Source organism: Sulfurimonas aquatica, from assembly GCF_017357825.1.
GTDB lineage: Bacteria > Campylobacterota > Campylobacteria > Campylobacterales > Sulfurimonadaceae > Sulfurimonas > Sulfurimonas aquatica.
The window spans coordinates 2,016,431-2,041,825 of sequence record NZ_CP046072.1; the positions used below are offsets into that span (position 1 = coordinate 2,016,431).

Below are 25,395 nucleotides of genomic sequence, written 5' to 3' on the forward strand. Positions count from 1 at the left end.
AGGTGACGAAGCATCCTTGAGGATGTGAGTTAACTTTTAAAGTGCAAATAGTGCAAAAAATGGTGGGCCTACCAGGACTTGAACCTGGGACCTCACCCTTATCAGGGGTGCACTCTAACCAGCTGAGCTATAGGCCCTAAAGTGTCTATTAATAGTCCGATTAAGGAATGAAATCCCTTTATCTCGCTTGGACCGCTGTGGTCACTAAAGCTTAACTCTAAAGAGTTAGAATACTAATTTCTATTTCAAATGAACATAGATCACTGAAGACTAAGCAAGTAGAAGAACTAAATAATAACATCTCTCGTGAGATTTTCTTTGTAAGATAAACAATCGAATGTTTACTCTTTACTCTAGAAAGGAGGTGATCCAACCGCAGGTTCTCCTACGGTTACCTTGTTACGACTTCACCCCAGTCGCTAATTCCACCGTAAGTGGTAGCCTCCCGAAGGTTAGCTTCCCAATTTCGGGTGAAATCAACTCCCATGGTGTGACGGGCGGTGAGTACAAGACCCGGGAACGTATTCACCGTAGCATTGCTGATCTACGATTACTAGTGATTCCAGCTTCATGAAGTCGAGTTGCAGACTTCAATCCGAACTGAGAGACGCTTTATGAGATTGGCTCCACCTCGCGGTATCGCAACTCTCTGTACGCCCCATTGTAGCACGTGTGTAGCCCTAGCCATAAGGGCCATGATGACTTGACGTCGTCCTCACCTTCCTCCTCCTTGCGAAGGCAGTCTCCTTAGAGTGCCCAGCTTAACCTGCTGGCAACTAAGGACGAGGGTTGCGCTCGTTGCGGGACTTAACCCAACATCTCACGACACGAGCTGACGACAGCCGTGCAGCACCTGTTTTCAAGTTCCCCGAAGGGCACCACTCTATCTCTAGTGTGTTCTATCAATGTCAAGGCTAGGTAAGGTTCTTCGCGTATCTTCGAATTAAACCACATGCTCCACCACTTGTGCGGGTCCCCGTCTATTCCTTTGAGTTTTAATCTTGCGACCGTACTCCCCAGGCGGAACACTTAATCTGTTAAGTGCATCACCGAGATGACTAGCATCCCGACGACTAGTGTTCATCGTTTAGGGCGTGGACTACCGGGGTATCTAATCCCGTTTGCTCCCCACGCTTTCACACCTTAGCGTCAGTAATGTTCCAGGAGATCGCCTTCGCTTTCGGTATTCCTAGTGATATCTACGGATTTTACCCCTACACCACTAATTCCATCTCCCCCTCCCATACTCTAGGTAACCAGTTTCCAATGCAGTTCTACAGTTAAGCTGTAGGATTTCACATCAGACTTGGCTACCCGCCTACGTGTCCTTTACGCCCAGTGATTCCGAGTAACGCTTGCACCCTCCGTATTACCGCGGCTGCTGGCACGGAGTTAGCCGGTGCTTATTCATAAGGTACCGTCATTTTCTTCCCTTATAAAAGGAGTTTACACACCGAAATGCGTCATCCTCCACGCGGCGTTGCTGCATCAGAGTTTCCTCCATTGTGCAATATTCCTCACTGCTGCCTCCCGTAGGAGTCTGGTCCGTGTCTCAGTACCAGTGTGGCGGATCATCCTCTCAAACCCGCTACCCGTCATTGCCTTGGTAGGCCATTACCCTACCAACTAACTGATGGGATATAGACTGATCTCTTAGCGAAAAACTTTCCCGACTTCAATTAGAAGAAGAAGGAGTATCTAGTATTAATCATCGTTTCCAATGGCTATCCCAGACTAAGAGGTACATTATCTATATATTACTCACCCGTGCGCCACTAATCCACCTAGCAAGCTAGGCTTCATCGTTCGACTTGCATGTGTTAAGCACGCCGCCAGCGTTCACTCTGAGCCAGGATCAAACTCTCCATAATTGTTGTCCGAAGACTTGATTATGTAAAGATCACATTGCTGTGATTATTTACTGATCTTTTGCCCAAGAATTAAATTCATTGGCTTTGTTTTTATTCGTACTAATCTGCTTAAAGAATTAGTCAGAAATTCTAACACTAATTAAAGTGTTAGAGTATAGTTATCTACACTATTGGGAAACCATAAAAGCTATAAAGCTAATGTGGATTTCAAAATAGAATAGACGGTTGTTGTTATATTAGTTATTTCTAAGTAATACCAACTGATTCGTTAAAATCTAGTCTTCTTACTTGCTTAGTTTTCAATGATCTTCAAACAATCTCTTAACTCTTCAACATGAAGGGTTCGTATCCTCATTTTAAACAAGGTGTCTCTGTTTGTGGATGGGAATTATAGGAGGATGTTGCTTAGAGATTGCTTAATATTAATGGGTTGAGAAAAAGAATTTTATTAAAATGCAACAGTAGCATATCCAGTTTCTGGTCTAACTATAATAGATACATTATTATCATCTGCATCTTTGAGTACTATTATACAATTATCTTGAATTAAATTATCACTTTCATATGCTTCCGCATTTCCTCCACCACTGGCTCCACCAAGTTTACCTTTTATTGGTCTACCCAGATGATCAAATGCTATTCTTGTACTTCCACTAACCTTACATGTTGATGACAATGTTATAGAATCTACTCCGTAACTTAAGCCAAGATTTAATTTTTTCATACCTATAAAATCTGCATGATTAATATCCATTTTGTTATCACCGCTATATCCACCGGTCATAAGTTGAGCAGAATTTTCAGGATTTAGTGCCACTTCTTCTTTATCTGCATCACCAGTACTACTTCCTGATGTGTCAGCATAAATAGTATATGCTGGTTGATTATCAGCTGCAGCTGATGCTGAGAATGCAATTTGCCATCTTTGCTTATACCAATTGGTATCGGTTGTACTAAACTGATCATTAACTAATGCCAAATGCTGTGTGTACCTAATATGTGAAACAAGCTGTATCGCAGCTTCTTGAAGCGGATTTGTTTTAACTGTGGGGATTATTGTTGCGGCAAGTATTCCTATAACTACAATAACGAATACTAGTTCTAACATAGTGAATGCTTTTTTCATGTTTAAAGTATATCGAAAAAGAGTGGAATTTAAAAGTATAGTAAGGATTAAAGAAAGTTATTTTTAATCAAAGAGAGTAAACTCTTAGATTAAAAATTTTATATAGTAGTAATTATATCTTTTCAGCTACAGGAACATCATATAAGATATCATCCATTGGATGTCTATACATTGGCATAGCAAGACGTTTTTCATCTAGTACATGACCGATGAAACCGATTGAACGACCAACAATAAAGAATGCGTTCAGCGTACCAGAAGAGATAAATTCATTTATATCTTCTTCAGAATAACCTAAAGCTCTCCACATATCTACCATTAAGATACCAATAGTACCATCAACATTTAAGATAAGGTTCTCTTTTTTAGATGTAGTAAGAGCTTCAACAGTTCTTGCATAGTCTAATAGTGGAGTTGATGGAAAATGCTCTGCTGCATAATTCATAAGACCAGTTACACGTAAGTCTGGATTTTTAAGTGACTTAATACGGTGACCAATACCTGGAATTGGAATACCTTCTTTTTTCATATAACCTAAGAATTCTTTTGGAGTTAGTCCATTGTCATCTGCATATTTGAAGTGCTCAGCTGCACCATCTATAGCTCCACCAAAACGTGGACCAATTGTTAAAAGACCAGTTACAAGTGACTCAACAACTGATTTACCAGCACGTGCAGTTACTTTTGCATTGTGAGCACCAGAAACAGCAGGACCATGATCTGCAACAGTTTTAATTACAGTTTCGATAAAGTCTGTAGCCCATTTTGGATACTGTTTTTTGAACCATAAAAGTGATACAACATCACCAATGCCTTTGCCAGTATCTGGAGTAGCAACTGAAGATATTGGGAAACCTGCATAAGTAGCCTCATCACCACGATCATCAGAAATAGTACAGATAAACTCTTTACTTCTTCTAACAGTAGGACATACACTCATAGCTGGCTCTGGAATATCTGCTAAGTTAAGATCAGTAAATACTTTTTTTATCATTGCAGGTAGTTCATTGAATGAGGCTGGTACATGTATACCTGCTTCAGCCATTGCTCTGTTTTTAAACTCAGCAGTTTCAGACTCAGCATTTGCAGATGCACCTGCATGACCAAACTGAACGCCAGAGTCATAATACTTAGCGATTGTACCAATACACCATGCAATAACTGGCTTAGTAATACGACCATCTTTGATAGCTTCAATTACTTTATACTCTTCCGTACCACCAACTTCACCAAGAAGAATCATATATTTAACTTCTGGATTTTTCTCCATTCTAAGAAGATTGTCAATGAAAACCGATCCAACAAATCTATCTCCACCAATAGCAACGCCCTCAGCAATACCATCAGCGTTAATAGCGATTATGTTAGAAAGCTCATTAAACAGACCACCTGAACGAGTAACAAGTCCACAAGAACCTGCACGGTGAAGTTTAGAGTTAACGATATTTGTAATAGTACCACCAATATTTGCAACTTTAAACGCACCTGGAGTTATAGCACCAACAGTTGCTGGCCCGATAACAGTTACACCTAATGCTCTTGCTTTTTCATTCATACCACGTGCTAGACGCTCAGGAATACCTTCAGCAGTAATCATTATAGATGAAAAACCACCAATTTTTAAAGCTTCCATAGTTACATCATAAGCAGTTCTAAATGATGCAAAGTTTAAAAGTACATCAGCTTGTGGCTGAGCAGCTTTAGCATCCGCAGTAGTTTTGAAAAGAGGAATCATAACTTCATCTGGTCCAAAAAAGAACTTCTCAAATTTATTTCCACTTGTTGGTGCAACAATTGCAGCTACTGAAGGAGTTTTTCTTTGAATTGTATAATCGTAATCTAACATTCTTTGGATAGCAGTTTTATTATTATTCCAAAAAATAGCTTGTGTGTCTTTTGTATATAGTTGTTCCATTATTTCTCCTTACTTCTCTAGTGCCATACGAACGATGTCTGTAACATGTGTTTCTGGTCCGTAAACTTCTATGTATAGACCTAGTCTATCTGCAGCTTCTTTAATATCTTTAAGACCTTTTTCATAGTTTGGTCCACCACGTCTTACATAAATTTTAAGATCTACTGCTTTCATTTTTTCAGCATATACTTCAAATGCTTGAATAATACCTGTAAATGTTTTTGCAACATCCGTAAAGTTTGCAATAGCTCCACCGATGATCATAACTTTACCACGACCTTGAGGATCTTTTTCTCTAGTCATTAAGTCAAGAAGTGTTTCAGCATAAAACTTTGTCTCACCAGTAGTTGGACCACCTGAGTACTCACCGTAGTTAGCAAGGTCATCAATACCCGCCATATCAGCAATAGTATCTGCATAAACAACAGAAGCACCACCACCAGCAACCATAGTCCAGATTCTAGCTTCTGGTTTAAGTAGTGTAAGTTTAAGTGAAGCACCTGTTTTAGCATCAGCTTCTTCAATAGCTTCAACTTCAGGAGATTTAGCTTCCATACCAAATGCAGTAGGATACTCAATGTCACCCCACTCCTCTACCATCATGAAACCAGCTGTATCATCAAGCTTAGCAACCATGTCTAATAGCTCGATTTTGTTACCTTGCATAACAAAAGGGTTGATCTCTAAATATGCGAAATTTAATTCGCGGTATGCTTTAAAGAAACCAATAGCAAATTCAGCATAAGCTGCTTTGTCTTTTTGGGCAACATCAGCAGGAATATTTGCCTTGATTTTACTAGCTATTTGTTCTTCAGTATCAGTAATTGCAAAAGCTACTTCAGTAACTTTATCATCCCAACCCTCTTCAACTTCCATACCACCTTCAGCAGACATATAAAGCATGTCCATATCTCCAACTACAGTTGCAGAGATATAGTACTCTTCTGCTTGTTCATGTGGAGTAAATGGCTCAACAATAAAATGTGTTAACATATCTACAGATGGCTCACCAGTTGGTGTATCTCCATCAAATGAGAAATAAACTGATTGTTTTTCACTAGATTTTTCATCAATCCATGAAGTAGCCTTAGCTAAAGAAACATCACCTGGTTTAGTATCTCTAAATAAAACTAAATCATTTTTACCACGTTTACCAAACAACATATCTGGTTTAGCAACTAGTGCTTTCTCATTTAACCACTTTTTATCTTTTGCTGCCTCAGTTAATTCTGATCCATTTTGAACCATAACTGTTTCGTATGCATAAGTAAAGTCTGGAAAATATTTATCCCAGTGTTTTGCTAAGATAGACTTAGCATCATATTCGCGTATCGCTTTTTGAGCCATAGAAACTCCCTATTTTGATATTTATTCAACATTTTATCATAATATCATTTAAATAATAAGGGTAGTTATATTTAGTATTAAATAGATTTATAGATTGTTTATTTTAGTAACGTTTGCCTTATATATATCTCTATTGTTGTAACTAATTGTTACATCTGTATTTTCATGAGTATTTAACGGCATATCTATTAGTTTATGCTCCTTACAAAAATCTATCTCATAAAATCGCAGTCTTAGTTGCATCCCTTTAGTTGTACTTACACATTTAATGCTTTTACTTTTTAAATCTTCTGAGAGCTCTTTTGCCACATGCATATTGTATGCGAAATGGCGTTTTGGATTATCGATATAGTGATATAGTTCTTTATTGTATGAGACAACAAACGTGTTTAAAAATAAAAAGATAAAAGAAAGTACAAAGGCTAGCTTGTAACTCTTTCTAAAACCCTTCAGCCTGACTCTATATGAGCTAATAAAAGATTGTGCAGCTAAAGGAAGAGCAATAATTAAATAGGGTGCAAAGTGTTCTATCGCTATTTTTTGTCTAAAAGAGAGTATCAAAGAAAGAAGCAGTGCAGTAGAAGATATATACCAGAGCATATCGACATTAGAAGTTAAGTACCTTCTAAAGAGTGTATAGGATAAGTAAATAAAGATTATTGGGGTAAATATTGCACCATATACACCTATAGTATCTAAAAAGTGTCCTTTAGGGTAGCCGTATGCATCAAATCCATATAGATAACTTGTTAAGAGGTAAAGAGCTATAGTATAGATAAAGAGTAGACTTTTTTTGTTTAAAACATAATAAACAGACAAGCCTAAAAATAAATATGCAAAACCGATATCAATAATTGAGTATAGTAAAAGTAACACATTAAGTATATATTGTGGTACTTTTTTACTCAGGTAGATAAAAAGAAGTAAGCCAAAGATTACCATACCTGCACTATTAACGACTATTGCAGAACTTACAACTCCGGGTAATAATAGAAATACCAACAAAAGCCATATCTGATTTCTCTGTTGCGATATATACTCTTTAGAGATTTCATAGACTAGTACAGCACTCATTAAATGAAAGAGTATCATCACAAAACGCAGACCTAAATCATTATTTCCTATCAGTGCTAAAGAGGCTTTTGTTAATAGTTGTAAAAATGAAAATTCTCCATAAAGAAGAGAAGCTTCAGCGGCAGAGATAGATACATTGAAAGTTTGAAGAAAAAGAATTAAGGCATCGATTCCAATAATGGAAAAGACGATGTACCTATGACTCATAGTTTTAAGAAGTTACCTATCATTTCATGGCCATATTCACTCATGATAGACTCAGGATGAAATTGAACGCCATAGATATCTTTATCTTTTATTTTGAGTGCCATGATTTCACTATCGTCCGTGCTATATGCTTTTGGTTCTATAATAATAGGCAGAGTGTTTTTATCAACTATTAGAGAATGATAGCGTGTGGCAACAAACTCCTCAGGTAAATCTTTAAATATCTCACAGCTACCATTTTGCTTCATAATTGATGTTTTTCCATGCATCATATTTTTTGCACGGACAACATCTCCACCAAAAACTTGTGCGATGCTTTGATGACCAAGACAAATTCCAAGTATAGGAAGTTTATCTGCAAAGTATTTTATAACTTCGAGTGTAACACCTGCTTCATCTGGAGAGGCTGGACCAGGTGAAATGATGATTTTTTCAGGATTTAGCTTTTCTATCTCCTCAACACTCATCTCATCATTTCTTATAACTTTTAAATCTGCACCAAGTTCACGACAATACTGAACTATGTTATATGTAAAACTATCATAATTATCAATCATTAATATCATACTATTATTCCATTCAAAAATTTATCTTTGAAGAAATTATACCAAGATATGATTAAAACTATTTTTTACACTTGCTAGCAGAGAGGTTCTTTTTATTATTATCTATAAACTTAGCCCCAATACCCTTAACTGACGTTAAGTCATTTACGCTTTTAAAACAATGCTTTTTTCTATAAGTAACTATTGCTGTAGCTTTTTTTGCACCTATGCCTTTAAGTGTCATCAACTCTTTCTCTTTTGCAGTGTTAATATCTACTGCTCCAAACAAGAAACTCGCCCCTAATGCTACAATCGCTAAAATTTTCATTTTAACCCCTTTAATTTTATTTACAAGTATTTTACATATATTTTTAATTAATCAAAAAAAATATTTCATGTTGTCAAAATAATTTGAATTTTTTTATAATAATCGAGTAGTTTAGTTACATATTTTTAAACATATTATCATTTTATTTTATGTTTTACTATTTCATTTTTTTAGATTGATATACTTTTTAGATGAAATCACTTATTTTAACTTTACTCTTTTCTACCCTTTTATTTGCTCAAAAACCTGATTTATTGCTCTTGAGTAACTATGAAGAGGAACAAAATATCAATGGTTGGTATATGAGTGAGAAGCTAGATGGTGTGAGAGCTTATTGGGATGGGAATAAACTTATTTCGAGGAGTGGCAAACTGTTTGCTACTCCCGACTTTTTTACAAAAGATTTTCCAAAGCACAACCTTGATGGTGAACTCTGGAGTAAAAGGGGCGATTTTGAGGCTATAGTTTCCATTGTAAATCAAAAGTCACCTCACCCAGGATGGGACAATATCACTTATAATATTTTCGAAGTTCCACAAAGTGATGGAAATTTAACAACAAGACTTTCCAAAGTTATACAAAGCAACTATGTAAAATTAATACTACAGATAAAAATACAAAACAAAGAACATCTAAAAGAATTTTTACACAAAATAGAAAGACTCGGAGGAGAAGGAGTAGTCATACGGGATGGATCACTCCCCTACTTCACTGGACGAGGGAAAAATGCTTCTAAAGTAAAAAGCTACATTGATGATGAATGTATTGTTGTTGGATACAACAGAGGCAATGGAAAGTTTCAAGATATGGTCGGTTCTCTCTCTTGCAGACTAAAAGATAAAAGAGTTATTAAGATAGGAAGTGGATTGAGTGAAAAAGAGCGAGTAAATCCTCCAAAAATTGGAACACTTATAACTTTTAAATATTATGGTTTGACTTCAAAAGGAAATCCTAGATTTCCCGTGTTTATGAGAGTAAGAGAATTAACTACTTCGACTGACTCCCATGAGTAAACTAATCTTAAAAATCAAGTTTCTCCTTCAGAAAATGACAAGCACATTCTTTGTACAATTTTAATAATTAAAAAGCACTAAAGCAAAGTCTCTAAGGACATCATATCTTAAAATATATAACACTATTTTTCTTAACTATCTCTCACTTGTTTGCTCTTGTAGATTTAAACAATGCTACAGCTGCTGAGCTTTTACAATTAAATGGTATAGGAAAAGCAAAATCTCAAAAAATTATAAACTACAGGGAACTAAATACTTGCTTTAAAAGTTTAGATGAACTTGGAAATATTGAAGGTATTAGCAAGAAGTTAATCGCTAGCAATAGATCTAATATAACTCTTGGCATTTGTGCAATAGTTAAAGATAAAGAGAACACTTCAAGTTCAGCCATAAAAGATGTTCTGCTAGACCCTGTAAATATCATCTTTGTCATATTTATTTTTATACTTGCACTACTTGATATAAAAACAGGTAAAGACTTTAAGAGTCAAATCGTAAGCATTGGCGTACTAGGTACATTTGTTGGTATATTTATAGGTCTGCAAGGTTTTAATCCTACTGATATAGTGAATAGTGTCAATGAAATTCTAGTTGGGCTAAAAACAGCATTTTTCACCTCTATAGTTGGTATGGGAGTGTCAACAATACTCTCTATCACTCAAAAGCTAAAGGCTAACTCTGAAAACTAGTAATAGCGAATGGATGAGTATATCTGACATGATGTCAGGACTCATGCTAGTTTTTTTGTTCATAGCTATAAGTTTTATGATAGAGGTTGAAAAAGAAAAGCAAGGAATGAAAGATATAGCCATCTCATACAGAGACACAAAAGCAAATCTAAATGAAGCTCTTTACTCTGAGTTTGAAAATGATCTGGAAGCTTGGGGTGCTACTATCACACAAGAAAACAGCATCACATTCAATTCTCCAGAAGTTCTGTTTGAAGTAAGTAAAAGTAATATCAAAAATGACTTTAAAACCATTTTGGAAGAGTTTTTCGTAAGATATGTAAAAGTTTTAACTTCAAAAGAGTATAAAGATGAGATAAAAGAACTAAGAGTAGAGGGACACACATCTGATAAGTGGGGAAATATCCTATCTGAAAAAGAGATATATCTTAAAAATATGCAACTTTCACAAAGCCGCGCCTATGAAGTTCTCTCCTACTGTTACTCTTTAGAAGATGAAACTATAAAAGAAAATAGAACTTGGCTAGAAAAACATTTCAGAGCGAATGGAATGGCGTTTTCTAAGTTAAAAAAGAATGATAAAGCCAGACGTGTTGAGTTTAGCATCCAGATGAAAAGTGAAGATAAGGTTTATGAGATATTAAAATAGCCTACTTTAACAATCTAATCTACATCCTTAAAGCAATGTATTTGCCCATAGACAACAATATCCTCTGCTTTTTCTTACCAATGCCTTTGAGAGTATTAAGCTCTTTTTTAGTTCCATTATTTATATCTACTGCAAAAAAATTGACTCATTCCTAAGAGTAAAATTATTATGATTTTCATTATAAATATTTATCAAATTTAAATTAATTATAACAAAAAAATGTGTATAAGTCATGCTATGATGTTATTAGTGGTAAGATTATAGTTAACAAAAGAACTGCAGTTTTGCACCATACAGAATTTTGCAAAGATCACCTACCTTATAGTAGAAATATTGAATCTAGAATCATTTTTAATAGCAACATGAGATTTCATAAAACAAAAAAAGTTCATATTTTAAGTGAGCTAAGTAAAAATCTTAGTGCAGAAGATGCAATTGAGATTTTATTACTTGCTGTTAACAATAATCCTACTTCAGTACACATTTACGATAAACTTATAAAACTTTTAGGTAAACTTAAACGGTACACATCTATACATTTACTTTTGGATGATGCAACAAAAAAATTGTCAGCAGAATTGCGATTACTCAAGAGGGGAAACTACGACATAACTGTGAGTTAGTTACGAGAGGGAGGTTCAACTCTTCCAAGGTCCACCAAAACTTATACTATTAAAAACTCTTGAATATTGAGTACCTCAATATTTTCAATTACTCTACTTTGATCTTCAAAATATTTATTTTTTGCACTTATTACCAACAGACAGGTACTGATTATCCATGATGAAGCAATTTACCCCCCCCCCTCCCTCTCCTTTAGAAAAGGCAATTGCTTTAAAGCCATTGACGAACTTAAGTGTTTCGAAGTGTAAGAAGTAGATTGCTTCGTCCCTCGCAATGACGGGTTTATATCACTGACAATAACGGGATGGCGTCACTGCAAGCGATGACGGGTTTGTGTCACTGATAATAACGAGATACCGTCACTGCGAGGCTTTAGCCGTGGCAGTCTAGTTACAAAGTAGATTGCTTTGTGCTACATAATGACTGCTGACTAACTATAAAGTCGTACCATCAAATATGATAGATGTAATAAATCCAAGTTTTCAATTACCGCTTACTTATCCCTGATTGAGTCAGATATAAATTAACAAAATCGTGGCTATTTAAGACTTTTACTTCGCCTTTATAAAATCCTTTATTATTCGTAATGATGAGCTCACATTCATTTTCTAGAGAACAAAGATATTGAATGTTTTCTTCTATATCAGATCAAGGAAGATATTCGTATCGACAAATATCTTCAAAGTACCATCCTATTGTACTTCTCGTCATCAGTTTTAAAATCACTGTTTAAAATTCCTGTAAATTTATTAAATGCACCTTCACTTAAATCTTTTTTCGAGATAACAGCTTTTTTAATATGAGATTTTTTATCTACTATGAGTACCGTTTGGTTTAATAACTTCGTAAATTGATTTTGCACTTGTGATATGCCTAATTCTAACATCATCACATCCTTTTACTTTAGTAGTAAACCTAAAAGCATAGAGAGTATCAATGATCTCTGAGAGTTTGCATAGGATGATATGTTTTAATAAACTCATTAGACTGCCGCGCTTCGCTCGCAGTGACAAAGGGTTGTTATCGCTCGTAGTGACGGCATCCCATTATTGCTAGTGACACAAGCCCGTTATTGTCGGTGATGCAAGCCCGTCATTGCTAGTGACACAAACCCGTCATTGCGAGGAACGAAGCAATCTCACAAGTCCGTCATTGCGAGGAACGAAGCAATCTAATCATATTAATTTGATACAATACCTTACAAAAAATCATTACACGAGTTTAAAATGAAGCAAGGCTATGTCTATATAATGACAAACAAAAAAGATGGAACACTCTATGTAGGTGTAACTAGTAACCTTGTAAGACGAGTTTATGAACATAAAAACGGATTAGTAGATGGTTTTACAAAAAAATACAACTTAAAACAGCTAGTATATTTTGAAGTATATGACGATATTAGTGAAGCTATAAAACAAGAGAAGCAGTTAAAAGCAGGTTCAAGGAAGAAGAAGAAGGTAGAGCTAATAGTTTCTGTAAATGAGTCTTGGGATGATTTGTATGGGAGTATAACCTAGACTGCCACGGCTAAAGCCTCGCAGTGACGGAGGGTTGTGTCATTGCGAGGGACGAAGCAATCTCACAAACCCATCATTGCGAGGGACGAAGTAATCTACTCTGTGCAGAACGGTACATTAGAGGAAACTCTAGCTGATGTTATAGATAAAGTATATACTCGTGATATTTTCCAAAGTGATAGTTAGAGGTTTTTGAAATCTTTTTTACCCTCAATAGAATAGTTAAAATTATTAGAATTTATAAAGTAGGTATTTGACTACCTATAAATAGGATATAGTAACTTATCTAATACCGACTAAAGGAAGTCACGATTTAAGTAGGCGCGCACATATTTTAAAAATGCATGGAATGAGTTTTAGAGAGTATTTAGAACTTATGTTAGATATAGAACTTCCAATCATTAAACTCGAAGATATATTAAAAAGTCATGAAGATATTATTTTTGATATAACGGCTAAGCTTGAAAAACTAGATGTAAGAGTTATCCCCTTGTTTAAAAGATATTTAAAAGTTGGTTATTATCCATATTCATTAGATATTGATGATGACGATGTATTTATTGATACTTTAAAACAAAATATACATATATCAATCTCTTACGACTTACTGTCCGTTTACCCTAGCTTGGATGGCAATAGTATAAAAAAATGAATTTACTTTTGAAAATTATAATGCACTCAGTTCCTTTTGTGCCTGTAATTGAAAAACTAAAAACTACTCTAGAAATTGGTGATGGAAGAACACTTAAAGAGTATTTTATAAAACTTGAAGATGCCGGAATCATAAAACTTTTAATGAAGTCATCTTCAAAAGGGCTCCAGCAATTAGAAAAACCAGAAAAAATTTATCTAGATAATACCAATTTACTAGGTATTGCAGAAAGTAATATTGGGACACTCCGAGAAACATTTTTCCTAAATGCTGTAGCAGAAGTTCACAATGTAACTTATCCAAAAAAAGGAGATTTCTTGATAGACAATAATTTCTTATTTGAAGTTGGTGGACGAAATAAGGGGTTTACTCAAATAAAAGATATTCCTAATAGTTACCTTGCCTGTGATGATCTTGAAATAGGTTATGGTAACAAGATTCCACTTTGGTTTTTTGGCTTTTTATACTAGAAAACATAATAGCTGCATATATAGATCTGCATGAGCTAATTAGTTTGACAAATAGCTCATATAATGATACGATTATTAAATTAATCAGCTCATGAGGTATAAATGAAAAATAAACAACAGTGGATTTGGCTACATCAGGACTATCCAAAGTTTCACTATAACATTCATAAACTTCTTCCTAAAGTTACACAAATAGCTCAAAATATTGGTCAAGTAAAGGCTCTTATCAGTTTACTTGATACAGATTCTCAGAACACTATAAAAGTAGATCTCTATACTAATGAAATAGTATCAACTTCTGCGATTGAAGGAGAGAAGCTCTCAAGAGAGAGTGTAAGGTCATCAATAAGAAAAAAATTAGATTCACCATTTGATACAGTACATGATAAGTCAACTGATCACACCGATGCACTTGCTGATATACTTATGGATACACTTTTAAATGCAGCACCTCTTGAGTTAGAGCGTTTACATAAATGGCATATTGCACTTTTATCTCATACACCAAGTAATTTTAACAAAGTCAAACTTGGAGAATTTCGAGACTATGACGATATGCAAATTGTCTCTGGACCGATAGGCAAAGAGAAGGTACATTATGTAGGGTTGCCCCATGGAAGAATTAGTGAGGACATTAAGTCCTTTATAGAATATATAAATAACTCTAAAGACGATATGTATATCAAAAGTGCAGTAGCTCATTTATGGTTTGTAACTATCCACCCTTATGATGATGGTAATGGTAGAATAGCAAGAATCATAAGTGATTATATAGTATCTCAAAGTTTTGGATTAGAATATAAATATTTTTCTATTTCTACAGCTATTGCGAGTGATCGTAAAAATTATTATGAAAAGTTAGAAATGTCTCAAAACCTTACAGATAATCCAAGCCTAGATTGCACATCTTGGATAGCTTGGTATTTAGATAGATTTAATGATTCACTTCAAGAAACACTAAATTCTATAGATAAAGTTATGAGTAAAACAAAATTTTGGGATAAGGTAAGACATGTTACTCTTAATCAACGCCAAATAAAAGTACTTAGTAAATTATTAGAATATAATGCAGGTGAGTTTCAAGGTTCTCTAACAACTAAAAAATATGTAGCAATAACAAAAACTTCATTAGCAACTGCAAAAAGAGATATGCAAGAGCTTCTAAAATATGGATGCTTATATCAAATTGAAGGCACACAAGGAAGAAATATTAAATATGACCTTCTGTATGAATGAAAAAATTGCAATGAATGAAAAAATTACAACCATTTTGAATTAACATCTTTACCAGCTAATCTTTTAACGTCTCCATCTGGTAAGTTCTGAATCGCAGTAAATATTTTCATAAAATAAATTTACTTTTAAAATCATCATTTGAACTAGATTCTTCAGTGACGGCCTTTCGTCATTGTCACGGACTTGAAGTGACACAAAGCCCGTGATTGCGAGGAACGAAGCAATCTACTTTGCATAGAACAGTATACTAGACTGCCACAGCTAAAGCCTCGCAGTGACGGAGGGTTTGGACTGCCGTGCTTTGCTCGCAGTGGCAATAAACCTTAAACCCCTGAAAATAGGGATATTGTCTCAAAAATCCCAAGTAAAACAAAAATAAAAATCGCTATTTTTTCTTCGAAACTTAAACGATTGAAGCAAATTCAAAGTTTGAATAGAGTATTATTCCATTACAAATATTTAATAACATCAGGAAACAAGATTTGAACCACGAAGAGCTAGAGCTTACTATACTTAAGAATGTTGAAGAGATGCATTCTCAAAAGTCTTTGGCTAGCGAGATAGGCTTTAGCGTTGGAAAAGTCAACTATGTTTTAAAAGCTCTTGTAGACAAAGGTTTTGTAAAAGCGGATGTGTTTTTAAACTCTCAAAACAAGAGAAAGTATACTTACCTTCTAACCGATGAGGGTATAAAAGAGAAGATGACTCTTACAAAAAAGTTTATAGTGAGAAAAAAAGCTGAGTATGAAGAGCTTCAAAGTGAACTCGAAGCTGATAAAGTTAAATGGGGGGGGGCAAGTTAAATGAGTAAGACTTCTCATAGTAATCTAACTGTTAAAGAACTAATTAAAAAACTTTCTGATTTGCCACAGGATGTGCCCTTGGTGACAGATGGTTATGAAGATGGCTTAGATGCAATCATAAATGTAGAATTGATTGGGATTGAAAAAAATAGCAGTGATAAATGGTGGGATGGTTTCTATGTTAACAAAGAAAATAATGAGAAAAATGCTGTTTATCTATTAAGCACAAGAGGAAGCAAGTCATGATAAATATCATAGAAAATACGCCACCAGGAAAAGGTGGAGAGATTCAGATAACGGATGTGCTACTTACTTTAGCTAAACAAGGTTTTTACTGTGGTAGCATTGATGGGTTCGTTGAAGCTACTAACTATTTTTATAAGAAGATAAACTTATAAATGGCTAAGATAAAAGTTTTAGATCAGGACATCACTATCGTAAAAGTGAATGATGAAGATTTTATATCTTTAACAGATATGCTTAAATCTAAAGATGGAGAGTTCTTCATATCTGATTGGCTTAGAAATAGGAATACTATAGAGTATTTGGGCATATGGGAAAAAATCCACAATCCAAGTTTTAATTATGGCGAATATGCCACAATTGTGTCACAGTCTGGTTTAAATAGCTACAAAGTTAGTGTAAAAGAGTGGACATCAAAAACAAATGCGATTGGTTTGATAGCTAAAGCTGGAAGGTATGGCGGTACATATGCTCATAAAGATATAGCATTTGAATTTGGAATGTGGATCAGTGCTGAGTTTAAAATATATCTTATAAAAGAGTTCCAAAGACTAAAAGATGATGAACAAAAGAAATTTGGCTGGGACATCAAAAGAAACCTAACAAAGATAAACTATAGAATCCACACAGATGCTATAAAAGAGAACTTAATACCTAAGCAGTTACAGAAATCTCAAATCAACTTTGTTTACGCAAACGAAGCTGACATACTAAACGTAGTGCTATTTGGAATGACTGCAAAACAGTGGAATGAATCAAATCCAGACCTAAAAGGCAACATCAGAGACCAAGCAGGTATGTACCAGCTAGTATGTTTAGCTAACTTGGAATCTTTAAACACGCATTTTATAAATGAAAACATAACTCAAGAACAAAGAGTACAAAAGTTAAATGAAGTAGCCATTAAACAGATGAGTATACTCTTAGATGATAGTAACATGCAAAAACTGGAGAATAAATAATGAAAATAGCAATAGCGGGAACAGGCTACGTAGGACTCTCAAACGGAATCCTTCTTTCTCAAAACAATGAAGTCATAGCCCTTGACATCATCCCTGAAAAAGTAGTAATGCTAAACAAAAAACAATCTCCCATAGAAGATAAAGAGATAGAAGAGTACCTTTTAAGAGACGACCTAAACTTCAAAGCTACACTTGACAAAGAAGAAGCCTATACTAATGCAGACTTCATCATCATAGCTACTCCAACTGACTATGACTCAGAGACTAACTACTTCAATACTAAAAGTATAGAATATGTTATAGCAGATGTACTAGCCATTAACCCAAACGCCACTATGGTTATAAAGTCTACTATACCAGTAGGTTATACTAAAGTACTAAATGAAAAGTTTAACACTACTAACATCATCTTCTCTCCAGAGTTTCTAAGAGAAGGCAAAGCACTTTATGATAATCTTTATCCATCAAGAATCATAGTTGGTGAAAAAAGTGAAAGAGCTACAACATTTGCAAATCTTTTGGCAGGTGGTGCAAAAAAAGAGAACATCGACATTCTCTTTACAGACTCAACTGAAGCAGAAGCGATAAAACTTTTTGCAAACACTTACTTAGCTATGAGAGTCTCTTACTTTAATGAGCTAGACTCATATGCAGAAACTCATGGACTAAACTCAAGAGAGATCATAGAGGGTATAGGACTCGATCCTCGCATAGGAACTCACTATAACAATCCAAGCTTTGGCTATGGTGGTTACTGTTTACCTAAAGATACTAAGCAACTTCTAGCTAACTATAAAGACGTACCATCAAATATGATAGAAGCCATAGTAAATTCCAACTCAACGAGAAAAGACTTTATAGCGGATAGCATCATAAAGATGTTAAACAAGTCTTTAACAAACCCTCACTCATCTCATAAGACTGTAGGCATCTACAGACTCACTATGAAGTCAGGAAGCGATAACTTCAGAAGCTCAGCTATTCAAGGAATAATGAAACGCATAAAAGCTAAAGGTATAGAAGTAGTTATATATGAGCCAGTAATGCAAGAAGAAGAGTTTTTTAACTCCAGAGTTATAAAAAATATAATAGAATTTAAAAAGCTAAGTGATGTCATAGTTGCCAACAGACTAGAAGAGATTTTAGACGATGTAAAAGACAAAGTATATACTCGTGATATATTTAACTCGGATAGTTAAGGAATTAATGTAGATGACAAATATAATCCTATGCGGTGGTAGCGGAACAAGACTTTGGCCTATCAGTAGAACACTTATGCCGAAGCAGTTCGTAAAGTTATTTGACTCAAAGTCACTCTTCCAACTTACAGTAGAGCGAAACTCTAAAGTATGTGACTCTCAGTTTATAGTCTCTAACTCTGAACAGTACTTCTTAGCACTAGACCAACTAGAAGAGTTACATAAAGATAACAACAGATACCTTCTAGAACCAGTAGGAAGAAACACGGCTCCAGCAATTGCATTGGCATGTATGGCACTTGATAAAGATGAGATAGTTTTAGTAACTCCATCAGACCACCTTATAAAAGACGAAGAAGAGTATGCAAAAGTCTTAAAAAAAGCACAAGCATTAGCAGGTGAAAACAACTTAGTGACTTTTGGTATTACACCATCATTTGCTGAGACTGGATTTGGTTATATTGAGTCTGGAGAAGAAAACTCAGTTAGAGCCTTTCATGAAAAACCAGACAAACAAACAGCACAAAGCTATCTTGATGCAAGTAACTATTACTGGAACAGTGGCATGTTCTGTTTTAAAGCAGGAGTATTTTTAGATGAACTTCAAAAATACTCACCTGAGATATATGAAGCATCTCTAAAAGCACTTAATAGTGCTAAAGATGAAACTACTCTCACCAGAATCAAACACGAAGATATGATAGCTATCCCTGAAGATAGTATAGACTATGCAGTAATGGAAAAATCTTCAAAAGTAAAAGTTGTTCCATCCAACATAGAGTGGAGTGATGTAGGAAGCTTTGACTCTCTTTATGAAGAACTCCCACAAGATGAAAATGGAAATACCATAAACGAAAACCATATATCTATTGACTCAAAAAACAATCTCATCTATGGTAAACAGAGAAAGATAGCTACAGTAGATATAGAAGACCTTATTATCGTAGATACTGGTGATGCTCTACTCATAAGTAAAAAAGGCTCATCCCAAAAAGTAAAAGAGATAGTTAAAGAGGTAAGAAAAACTACAGAACTTCATAACATTCACCTAACAGGTCATAGACCATGGGGAACTTACACAATTTTAGAAAGTACTCCAGGCTATAAGATAAAACGAATAGTTGTAAAACCAGGTAAACGCCTAAGCCTTCAAAAACACTTCCATAGAAACGAACACTGGATAGTAGTGAGTGGAACAGCAACAGTAACTGTGGGAGATGAGACAAAACTCATTAGACCAAACGAGTCTACATATATAAAGATGGGTGAACTTCATCGTCTCTCAAATGAGGGAAAAATACCCGTTGTTCTTATCGAAGCACAAGTGGGTGAGTATACTGGGGAAGATGACATCGTCCGAATAGATGATGATTATCAAAGAGAAACGCCATGATTCCAGATAGAGAGTTCAAGACAGTAGTAGAGCATACTCCTTTAGTCTCTTTGGATTTCATAGTTAAGTATCAAGATAATATCCTTCTAGGTAAAAGAAAAAACAAACCTGCTCTTGGGTATTATTTTACTACTGGTGGCATAATAAGAAAAAACGAAACTTTACAGATAGCGATGAAACGTTTGGCAGAAGTGGAATTAGGTATAGAGCTACAACAAGAGCCAAAATTTATAGGAGTGTTTGAACACTTCTACGAAGATAGCATCTTTGAAGATGTATCGACTCACTATGTTAACTTAGGCTATATGCTAGAACTTACACAAGAGCCAAAAACTCTTCCAAAAGAGCAGCATACTGACTACAGATGGTTTGAACTAAATGAGTTACTTCAGAGTGATGAAGTTCATAAATATGTAAAAAATTATTTTAAAGAAGGAAATTAGAAAATGGCAGATAAAAAAGTAGCACTTATAACAGGGATAACAGGACAAGATGGTTCATACTTAGCAGAATTTTTACTAAAAAAAGGTTATATCGTTCATGGTGTAAAAAGAAGAAGTTCACTCTTTAACACCGATAGAATTGACCATTTATACCAAGATGTGCATGAAAACAATGTTAACCTGCATCTTCACTTTGGAGATATGACAGACTCTATGAACCTTACTCGTATTATCCAAGAGACTCAACCTGACGAGATATATAATCTTGCAGCAATGAGTCATGTAGCAGTTAGCTTTGAAACGCCAGAGTATGTAGCAAATGCAGATGGAACAGGGACACTTAGAATACTTGAAGCTGTAAAACTTCTAGGCCTGACAAACAAAACTAGAATCTATCAAGCATCTACAAGTGAGCTCTACGGAAAAGTTCAAGAGACTCCACAAAGTGAAACTACTCCTTTTTATCCAAGAAGCCCTTATGCAGTAGCAAAGATGTATGCATACTGGATAACAGTAAACTATAGAGAAGCTTATGGAATGTTTGCATGTAACGGTATCCTTTTTAACCATGAGTCTCCTGTTCGTGGAGAGACATTTGTAACAAGAAAGATTACTCGTGCCGCTTCTAAGATAGCTTTAGGACTTCAAGATAAACTCTACCTTGGAAACCTAGATGCTAAACGCGATTGGGGACATGCAAAAGACTATGTAAGAATGATGTGGATGATACTTCAAGCAGATGAGCCAGAAGACTGGGTAATAGCAACAGGACAAACTACAACTGTTAGAGATTTTGTAAAAATGGCGTTTAAATATGCAGGTATAGAGCTAGAATTTAAAGGCAAAGGTGTAGATGAGAAAGCTTATGTAGTAAGTTGTTCAAACCCTGAGTACCAAGTAGAGATAGGCAAAGAAGTAGTAGCAGTAGACCCAAGATACTTCAGACCTACAGAAGTTGACTTACTCTTAGGTGACCCAAGTAAAGCAGAGCAAAAACTAGGCTGGAACAGAGAATACAACTTAGAAGAGTTAGTATTTGATATGATGAAGTCTGACTTGAAACTCATGACAAAAGATGTTTACCTTCAAGAGGGTGGATATAAGACTATGAGTTATTACGAGTAGGATTAGAATAGTATGCGAAAAATATTGATAACTGGTTCGAATGGAATGGTTGGAAGAAATATAGTTGAATTTGAAAAATCAAAAAACTATACCCTGCTGACACCAACAAGCTCTGAGCTTAATCTTTTAGATAGAGCTTCAGTAGATAAGTATTTACAAATGAATAAACCAGATATTGTAATCCATTGTGCAGGTATTGTTGGTGGGATACAGGCCAATATGGCACAACCTGTAAAGTTTTTAGTAGATAATACACAAATGGGTCTCAATATTGTTATGGGCTCATATCAATCAGGTATAAAGCAGTTTATAAATATGAGTAGTTCATGCATGTATCCTAGAGAAGCTGTTAATCCTTTGGGTGAAGAGCTTATTTTAAAAGGCGAACTTGAACCAACAAATGAAGGTTATGCCATTGCAAAAATTACTTCAACAAGACTCTGTGAATATATCAATAGAGAAGATAGTACTTATGAATACAAAACAGTAATACCATGTAACCTATATGGTAAGTATGATAAGTTTGATCCAAAACATTCTCACATGCTTCCAGCAGTAATTAAAAAAATACATGAAGCTAAAGTAGCAAATGTTGATAGTGACATTTGGGGAAGTGGAGAAGCTAGAAGAGAGTTTATGTATGCTGAGGATTTAGCAGATTTTATCTACTATGCCCTTGAAAATTTTGCTCAAATGCCACAGAATATAAATGTTGGCTTAGGTCACGACTATACAATCAATGAGTATTATAAGGCAATAGCAGAAGTAATAGGTTTTAAGGGTGAGTTTATACATGACCTAACTAAACCAATAGGTATGAAACAAAAACTTATAGATGACACTAAGCTTAAAGAGTTTGGTTGGAAATATAAGACATCTTTAGAAGATGGGATTGAAAAAATATATAAATATTATTTAGAAGAGGTAATAAATGACAAGTAGTTATCCACTAGCAACATCTACATGGGATGATAAAGAACTAGATGCAATTCAGTCTGTAATAGATAAAGATATTTTTACAATGGGTGATAGTGTAAAACAGTTTGAAGAAGATTTTGCGAAATTTTTAAATAAAAAACATTGTGTTATGGTGAGTTCAGGCTCTACTGCTAACCTGATAGCTACAGCTGCGCTCTTTTATACAAAGAATCCTATGCTCAAACGTGGTGATGAAGTAATAGTTCCAGCTGTGTCTTGGTCTACGACTTACTTCCCACTTCAGCAGTATGGACTAAAACTTAAGTTTGTAGATATTGATTTAGAAACTCTAAACTATGACTTAGCAGCATTCGCATCTGCAATATCATCTGATACAAAAATGATAATGGTAGTAAATTTACTTGGTAATCCAAATGACTTTGATGCAATCAATAAACTCATAGTAGATAAAGATATTTTTATACTAGAAGATAACTGTGAATCTATGGGAGCAGAGTATAAAGGTAAGCAAGCTGGAACATTTGGAGTAATGGGAACATTTTCAACATTCTTTTCTCATCACATGGCGACTATGGAGGGTGGATTTGTAACGACAGACGATGAAGAGTTATATCATATTCTTCTTTCGATGAGAGCACATGGATGGACAAGGAATCTTCCTAAAGAAAACAGAGTTTCAAATAAAAACGATGACTGGTTTACTGAGTCTTTTAGATTTGTGCTTCCAGGATATAATGTACGTCCTGTGGAGATGAGTGGAGCAATAGGAGTAGAACAACTTAAAAAGCTACCAAGTTTTTTGAAACAAAGAAGAGAAAATGCAAAGCTATTTGTAGAACTTTTTGACAACCATCCTGATTTTATAATCCAAAAAGATATAGACAATAGCTCATGGTTTGGATTTTCACTTATCATAAAACCCACTTCAAAATTAAAAAGAACAGATGTGATTAAAAAACTACAAGAAAACAACATTGATTGTAGACCTATAGTTACAGGAAACTTCACAAGAAATGAAGTAATGAAGTTTTTTGACTATGAGATACATCAAGAATTAAAAAATGCAGATTATCTACATGATAATGGTTTGTTTGTAGGGAACTCTCAGGTTTGTTTAGAGAAAGAGATTAAATTTTTAGGAGAGGTGTTATCATGAAAGTATTACTATTAGCAGGTGGATTTGGAACTAGACTTAGTGAAGAGACTGATGTAAGGCCTAAACCAATGGTGGAAATAGGCGGTAAACCAATACTTTGGCATATCATGAAGACATATTCAAAATATGGCTTTAATGATTTTGTGATTCTTCTTGGATATAAAAGTTACTTTATAAAAGAGTATTTTGCAAACTATTTTCTTCATCAAAGCGATGTGACCATTGACATGACAAATGGAAAGATGGAAGTTTTAAATAACTCTAGTGAACCTTGGAAAGTAACACTTCTTGACACAGGAATAGACACTATGACAGGTGGAAGAGTTAAGCGTGCTCAAGACTTTATTGGTGATGAACCTTTTATGCTGACTTATGGCGATGGTGTAAGCGATATAAATATAAAAGAGTTAGTAGAGTTTCATAAATCACATGGTAAATCTATGACAATGACTTCAGCTCAACCTGACGGTAGATTTGGAGCATTAAATATTACTGAAGATAACCAAGTTACAAACTTTTTGGAAAAACCAAAAGGCGATGGTGGTTGGATAAACGCTGGTTACTTTGTATGTGAACCTAAAGTATTTGATTACATTCTAGAAGGAGATAGTACTGTGTTTGAACAGTCACCTCTTCAGAACCTAGCAAAAGATGGTGAAATATTTACATTCAAGCATGAAGGTTTTTGGAAACCAATGGACTCACTAAAAGATAAAAATGATTTAAATAAATTATGGGATAATAAACAAGCACCTTGGAAAGTTTGGTAATGCAAAACCTTTTCTCTGGAATTTACAAAGATAAAACTGTTTTAGTTACAGGTCATACTGGTTTTAAAGGTTCATGGCTTGTATATTGGTTAAAGCAAATGGGAGCCAATATTGTTGGTTACTCTCTTGAAGCACCAACAAGTCCAAATCATATAGAACTTTTAGATTTAGACATTATTTCCATTGTAGGTGACATAAGAGATTTAGACAAACTAAATGAAACTTTTACAAAACATCAACCGGATATTGTATTTCATCTAGCGGCTCAGCCTTTGGTAAGGCTCTCGTATGAAAACCCAATAGAAACATATGAAACAAACGTGATGGGAACGCTCAAGGTATTTGAAGCATGTAGAACTGCTAAAGTAAAAGCAATAGTAAATATCACAAGCGACAAAGCATACGAAAATAAAGAATGGATATGGGGTTATAGAGAAAATGATCCAATGGGTGGATACGATCCATATAGCTCATCTAAAGGTTGTGCAGACTTATTAGCTAATTCATATAGAAATTCTTATTTCAATACGAATGATTACAAAAAAACTCATAATACTCTCATTGCATCTTGTAGAGCAGGAAATGTTATAGGTGGTGGAGACTGGGCGCAAGACAGACTTATCACGGACATTATGCTTTCTGTTTCACAAGATAAAAAAGTAAGTATACGAAACCCATATGCTACAAGACCTTGGCAACACGTACTTGAACCACTAAGCGGATATTTACACATTGGTCAAAAACTATTAGAAGAAAAAGTAGAATTTGGCGAAGCTTGGAACTTTGGACCATCAGATGAGGGAAGCATTAACGTTGAAGAAGTTGTAAAAAATGTTAAACTCCATTGGGATAAGATTGATTATGAAATAAATAGAGACCCACATCAACTTCATGAAGCAAATTTACTTAAGCTAGATTGTTCAAAAGCGCATATACTTCTAAAATGGAAAGACGTATGGAATAGCGATACAACTTTTGAAAAAACAGTAAAATGGTATAAATCATATTATGAAGACAATAAAAAAATATCAACAAAAAAAGATTTAGAGTCTTATGTGAATGATGCAAAATTAAATAACATTAAGTGGGCTCAATAATA

General features: G+C 34.8%; 26 protein-coding genes, 1 tRNA gene, 1 rRNA gene and 2 pseudogenes. 20 read left to right on the top strand and 10 right to left on the bottom strand.

Annotation, left to right across the window (positions count from 1 at the left end; all coding sequences use genetic code 11):
- Positions 1–60: 60 nt before the first annotated feature.
- From GJV85_RS09540 to GJV85_RS09575, 9 genes and pseudogenes are all read right to left on the bottom strand, one after another.
- Positions 61–137: transfer RNA gene (locus tag GJV85_RS09540), tRNA-Ile, on the bottom strand.
- Between the two features lie 220 nt (positions 138–357).
- Positions 358–1,871: ribosomal RNA gene (locus tag GJV85_RS09545) — 16S ribosomal RNA — on the bottom strand.
- A 448-nt stretch (positions 1,872–2,319) separates the two neighbouring features.
- Positions 2,320–2,850 carry a type II/IV secretion system protein gene (locus GJV85_RS09550; RefSeq protein ID WP_242689884.1) on the bottom strand — a complete coding sequence of 177 codons (531 nt, stop codon included), beginning with the start codon at positions 2,848–2,850 and terminating at the stop codon, positions 2,320–2,322.
- An 81-nt stretch (positions 2,851–2,931) separates the two neighbouring features.
- Positions 2,932–2,997, bottom strand: a pseudogene (locus tag GJV85_RS13790) (prepilin-type N-terminal cleavage/methylation domain-containing protein); the annotation flags it as partial.
- A gap of 112 nt (positions 2,998–3,109) precedes the next feature.
- Positions 3,110–4,912: a citrate/2-methylcitrate synthase gene (locus GJV85_RS09555; RefSeq protein WP_207561155.1), complete on the bottom strand. Its 1,803-nt coding sequence runs from the start codon at positions 4,910–4,912 to the stop codon at positions 3,110–3,112.
- Positions 4,913–4,921: 9 nt separating this feature from the next.
- Positions 4,922–6,259, bottom strand: a complete 1,338-nt coding sequence (locus GJV85_RS09560; protein ID WP_207561156.1) for an ATP citrate lyase citrate-binding domain-containing protein — start codon at positions 6,257–6,259, stop codon at positions 4,922–4,924.
- 87 nt (positions 6,260–6,346) lie between these two features.
- Positions 6,347–7,540 carry a hypothetical protein gene (locus tag GJV85_RS09565; protein WP_207561157.1) on the bottom strand — a complete coding sequence of 398 codons (1,194 nt, stop codon included), beginning with the start codon at positions 7,538–7,540 and terminating at the stop codon, positions 6,347–6,349.
- Positions 7,537–8,106 carry an aminodeoxychorismate/anthranilate synthase component II gene (locus GJV85_RS09570; RefSeq protein ID WP_207561158.1) on the bottom strand — a complete coding sequence of 190 codons (570 nt, stop codon included), beginning with the start codon at positions 8,104–8,106 and terminating at the stop codon, positions 7,537–7,539. Before GJV85_RS09570 ends, GJV85_RS09565 begins: the two co-directional genes overlap by 4 nt.
- Before the next feature lie 58 nt (positions 8,107–8,164).
- On the bottom strand, positions 8,165–8,413 hold the full coding sequence (locus GJV85_RS09575) for a ComEA family DNA-binding protein (RefSeq protein WP_207561159.1): 249 nt from the start codon (positions 8,411–8,413) through the stop codon (positions 8,165–8,167).
- A gap of 191 nt (positions 8,414–8,604) precedes the next feature.
- On the opposite strand from GJV85_RS09575, the gene GJV85_RS09580 reads away from it, so the two are divergent.
- From GJV85_RS09580 to GJV85_RS09595, 4 genes are all read left to right on the top strand, one after another.
- Entirely contained in the window at positions 8,605–9,426 is an 822-nt protein-coding gene (locus GJV85_RS09580; protein WP_207561160.1) for a DNA ligase, read from the top strand.
- Positions 9,427–9,572: 146 nt separating this feature from the next.
- Positions 9,573–10,115: a ComEA family DNA-binding protein gene (locus tag GJV85_RS09585; protein WP_207561161.1), complete on the top strand. Its 543-nt coding sequence runs from the start codon at positions 9,573–9,575 to the stop codon at positions 10,113–10,115.
- Between the two features lie 13 nt (positions 10,116–10,128).
- A complete protein-coding gene (locus GJV85_RS09590; protein ID WP_207561162.1) occupies positions 10,129–10,764 on the top strand; it encodes an OmpA family protein in 636 nt (211 codons plus the stop codon).
- A gap of 362 nt (positions 10,765–11,126) precedes the next feature.
- Complete coding sequence (locus GJV85_RS09595; protein WP_207561163.1) at positions 11,127–11,387, top strand: hypothetical protein; 261 nt, start codon at positions 11,127–11,129, stop codon at positions 11,385–11,387.
- Between the two features lie 680 nt (positions 11,388–12,067).
- On the opposite strand, the gene GJV85_RS09600 is transcribed toward GJV85_RS09595, so the two are convergent.
- Complete coding sequence (locus tag GJV85_RS09600; RefSeq protein ID WP_207561164.1) at positions 12,068–12,274, bottom strand: hypothetical protein; 207 nt, start codon at positions 12,272–12,274, stop codon at positions 12,068–12,070.
- A 340-nt stretch (positions 12,275–12,614) separates the two neighbouring features.
- Here GJV85_RS09600 and GJV85_RS09605 point away from each other — a divergent pair, with 340 nt between their 5' ends.
- The 16 genes and pseudogenes from GJV85_RS09605 (at position 12,615) to rfbG (ending at position 25,393) form a co-directional block, all read left to right on the top strand.
- Positions 12,615–12,905, top strand: coding sequence for a GIY-YIG nuclease family protein (locus GJV85_RS09605; RefSeq protein WP_255550544.1), 291 nt, complete (start codon positions 12,615–12,617; stop codon positions 12,903–12,905).
- 349 nt (positions 12,906–13,254) lie between these two features.
- On the top strand, positions 13,255–13,557 hold the full coding sequence (locus GJV85_RS09610; protein ID WP_207561166.1) for a hypothetical protein: 303 nt from the start codon (positions 13,255–13,257) through the stop codon (positions 13,555–13,557).
- Entirely contained in the window at positions 13,554–14,027 is a 474-nt protein-coding gene (locus GJV85_RS09615; RefSeq protein ID WP_207561167.1) for an ATP-binding protein, read from the top strand. The genes GJV85_RS09610 and GJV85_RS09615 overlap by 4 nt, the downstream gene beginning before the upstream one ends.
- Before the next feature lie 102 nt (positions 14,028–14,129).
- Entirely contained in the window at positions 14,130–15,263 is a 1,134-nt protein-coding gene (locus GJV85_RS09620; RefSeq protein ID WP_207561168.1) for a Fic family protein, read from the top strand.
- Between the two features lie 482 nt (positions 15,264–15,745).
- Complete coding sequence (locus GJV85_RS09625; RefSeq protein ID WP_207561169.1) at positions 15,746–16,066, top strand: MarR family EPS-associated transcriptional regulator; 321 nt, start codon at positions 15,746–15,748, stop codon at positions 16,064–16,066.
- Entirely contained in the window at positions 16,067–16,312 is a 246-nt protein-coding gene (locus tag GJV85_RS09630) for a hypothetical protein (RefSeq protein ID WP_207561170.1), read from the top strand.
- Positions 16,309–16,464, top strand: a pseudogene (locus GJV85_RS09635) (UTP--glucose-1-phosphate uridylyltransferase); the annotation flags it as partial. The gene GJV85_RS09630 and the pseudogene GJV85_RS09635, both read left to right, overlap by 4 nt.
- The gene (locus GJV85_RS09640; protein ID WP_207561171.1) at positions 16,465–17,271 is read left to right on the top strand and encodes a KilA-N domain-containing protein; all 807 of its coding nucleotides are present in this window, start codon (positions 16,465–16,467) and stop codon (positions 17,269–17,271) included.
- Positions 17,271–18,470 carry a nucleotide sugar dehydrogenase gene (locus GJV85_RS09645; protein WP_207561172.1) on the top strand — a complete coding sequence of 400 codons (1,200 nt, stop codon included), beginning with the start codon at positions 17,271–17,273 and terminating at the stop codon, positions 18,468–18,470. Before GJV85_RS09640 ends, GJV85_RS09645 begins: the two co-directional genes overlap by 1 nt.
- A 13-nt stretch (positions 18,471–18,483) precedes the next feature.
- On the top strand, positions 18,484–19,863 hold the full coding sequence (locus GJV85_RS09650; protein ID WP_207561173.1) for a mannose-1-phosphate guanylyltransferase/mannose-6-phosphate isomerase: 1,380 nt from the start codon (positions 18,484–18,486) through the stop codon (positions 19,861–19,863).
- Positions 19,860–20,306, top strand: a complete 447-nt coding sequence (locus GJV85_RS09655) for a GDP-mannose mannosyl hydrolase (protein WP_207561174.1) — start codon at positions 19,860–19,862, stop codon at positions 20,304–20,306. The genes GJV85_RS09650 and GJV85_RS09655 overlap by 4 nt, the downstream gene beginning before the upstream one ends.
- Before the next feature lie 3 nt (positions 20,307–20,309).
- Positions 20,310–21,431 carry a GDP-mannose 4,6-dehydratase gene (gene gmd / locus GJV85_RS09660; protein ID WP_207561175.1) on the top strand — a complete coding sequence of 374 codons (1,122 nt, stop codon included), beginning with the start codon at positions 20,310–20,312 and terminating at the stop codon, positions 21,429–21,431.
- Positions 21,432–21,443: 12 nt separating this feature from the next.
- On the top strand, positions 21,444–22,373 hold the full coding sequence (locus tag GJV85_RS09665; RefSeq protein WP_207561176.1) for a GDP-L-fucose synthase family protein: 930 nt from the start codon (positions 21,444–21,446) through the stop codon (positions 22,371–22,373).
- Positions 22,363–23,526, top strand: a complete 1,164-nt coding sequence (locus GJV85_RS09670) for a DegT/DnrJ/EryC1/StrS family aminotransferase (RefSeq protein ID WP_207561177.1) — start codon at positions 22,363–22,365, stop codon at positions 23,524–23,526. Before GJV85_RS09665 ends, GJV85_RS09670 begins: the two co-directional genes overlap by 11 nt.
- A complete protein-coding gene (gene rfbF / locus GJV85_RS09675; protein ID WP_207561178.1) occupies positions 23,523–24,296 on the top strand; it encodes a glucose-1-phosphate cytidylyltransferase in 774 nt (257 codons plus the stop codon). The genes GJV85_RS09670 and rfbF overlap by 4 nt, the downstream gene beginning before the upstream one ends.
- The gene (gene rfbG, locus GJV85_RS09680; protein WP_207561179.1) at positions 24,296–25,393 is read left to right on the top strand and encodes a CDP-glucose 4,6-dehydratase; all 1,098 of its coding nucleotides are present in this window, start codon (positions 24,296–24,298) and stop codon (positions 25,391–25,393) included. The genes rfbF and rfbG overlap by 1 nt, the downstream gene beginning before the upstream one ends.
- Positions 25,394–25,395: the final 2 nt, after the last annotated feature.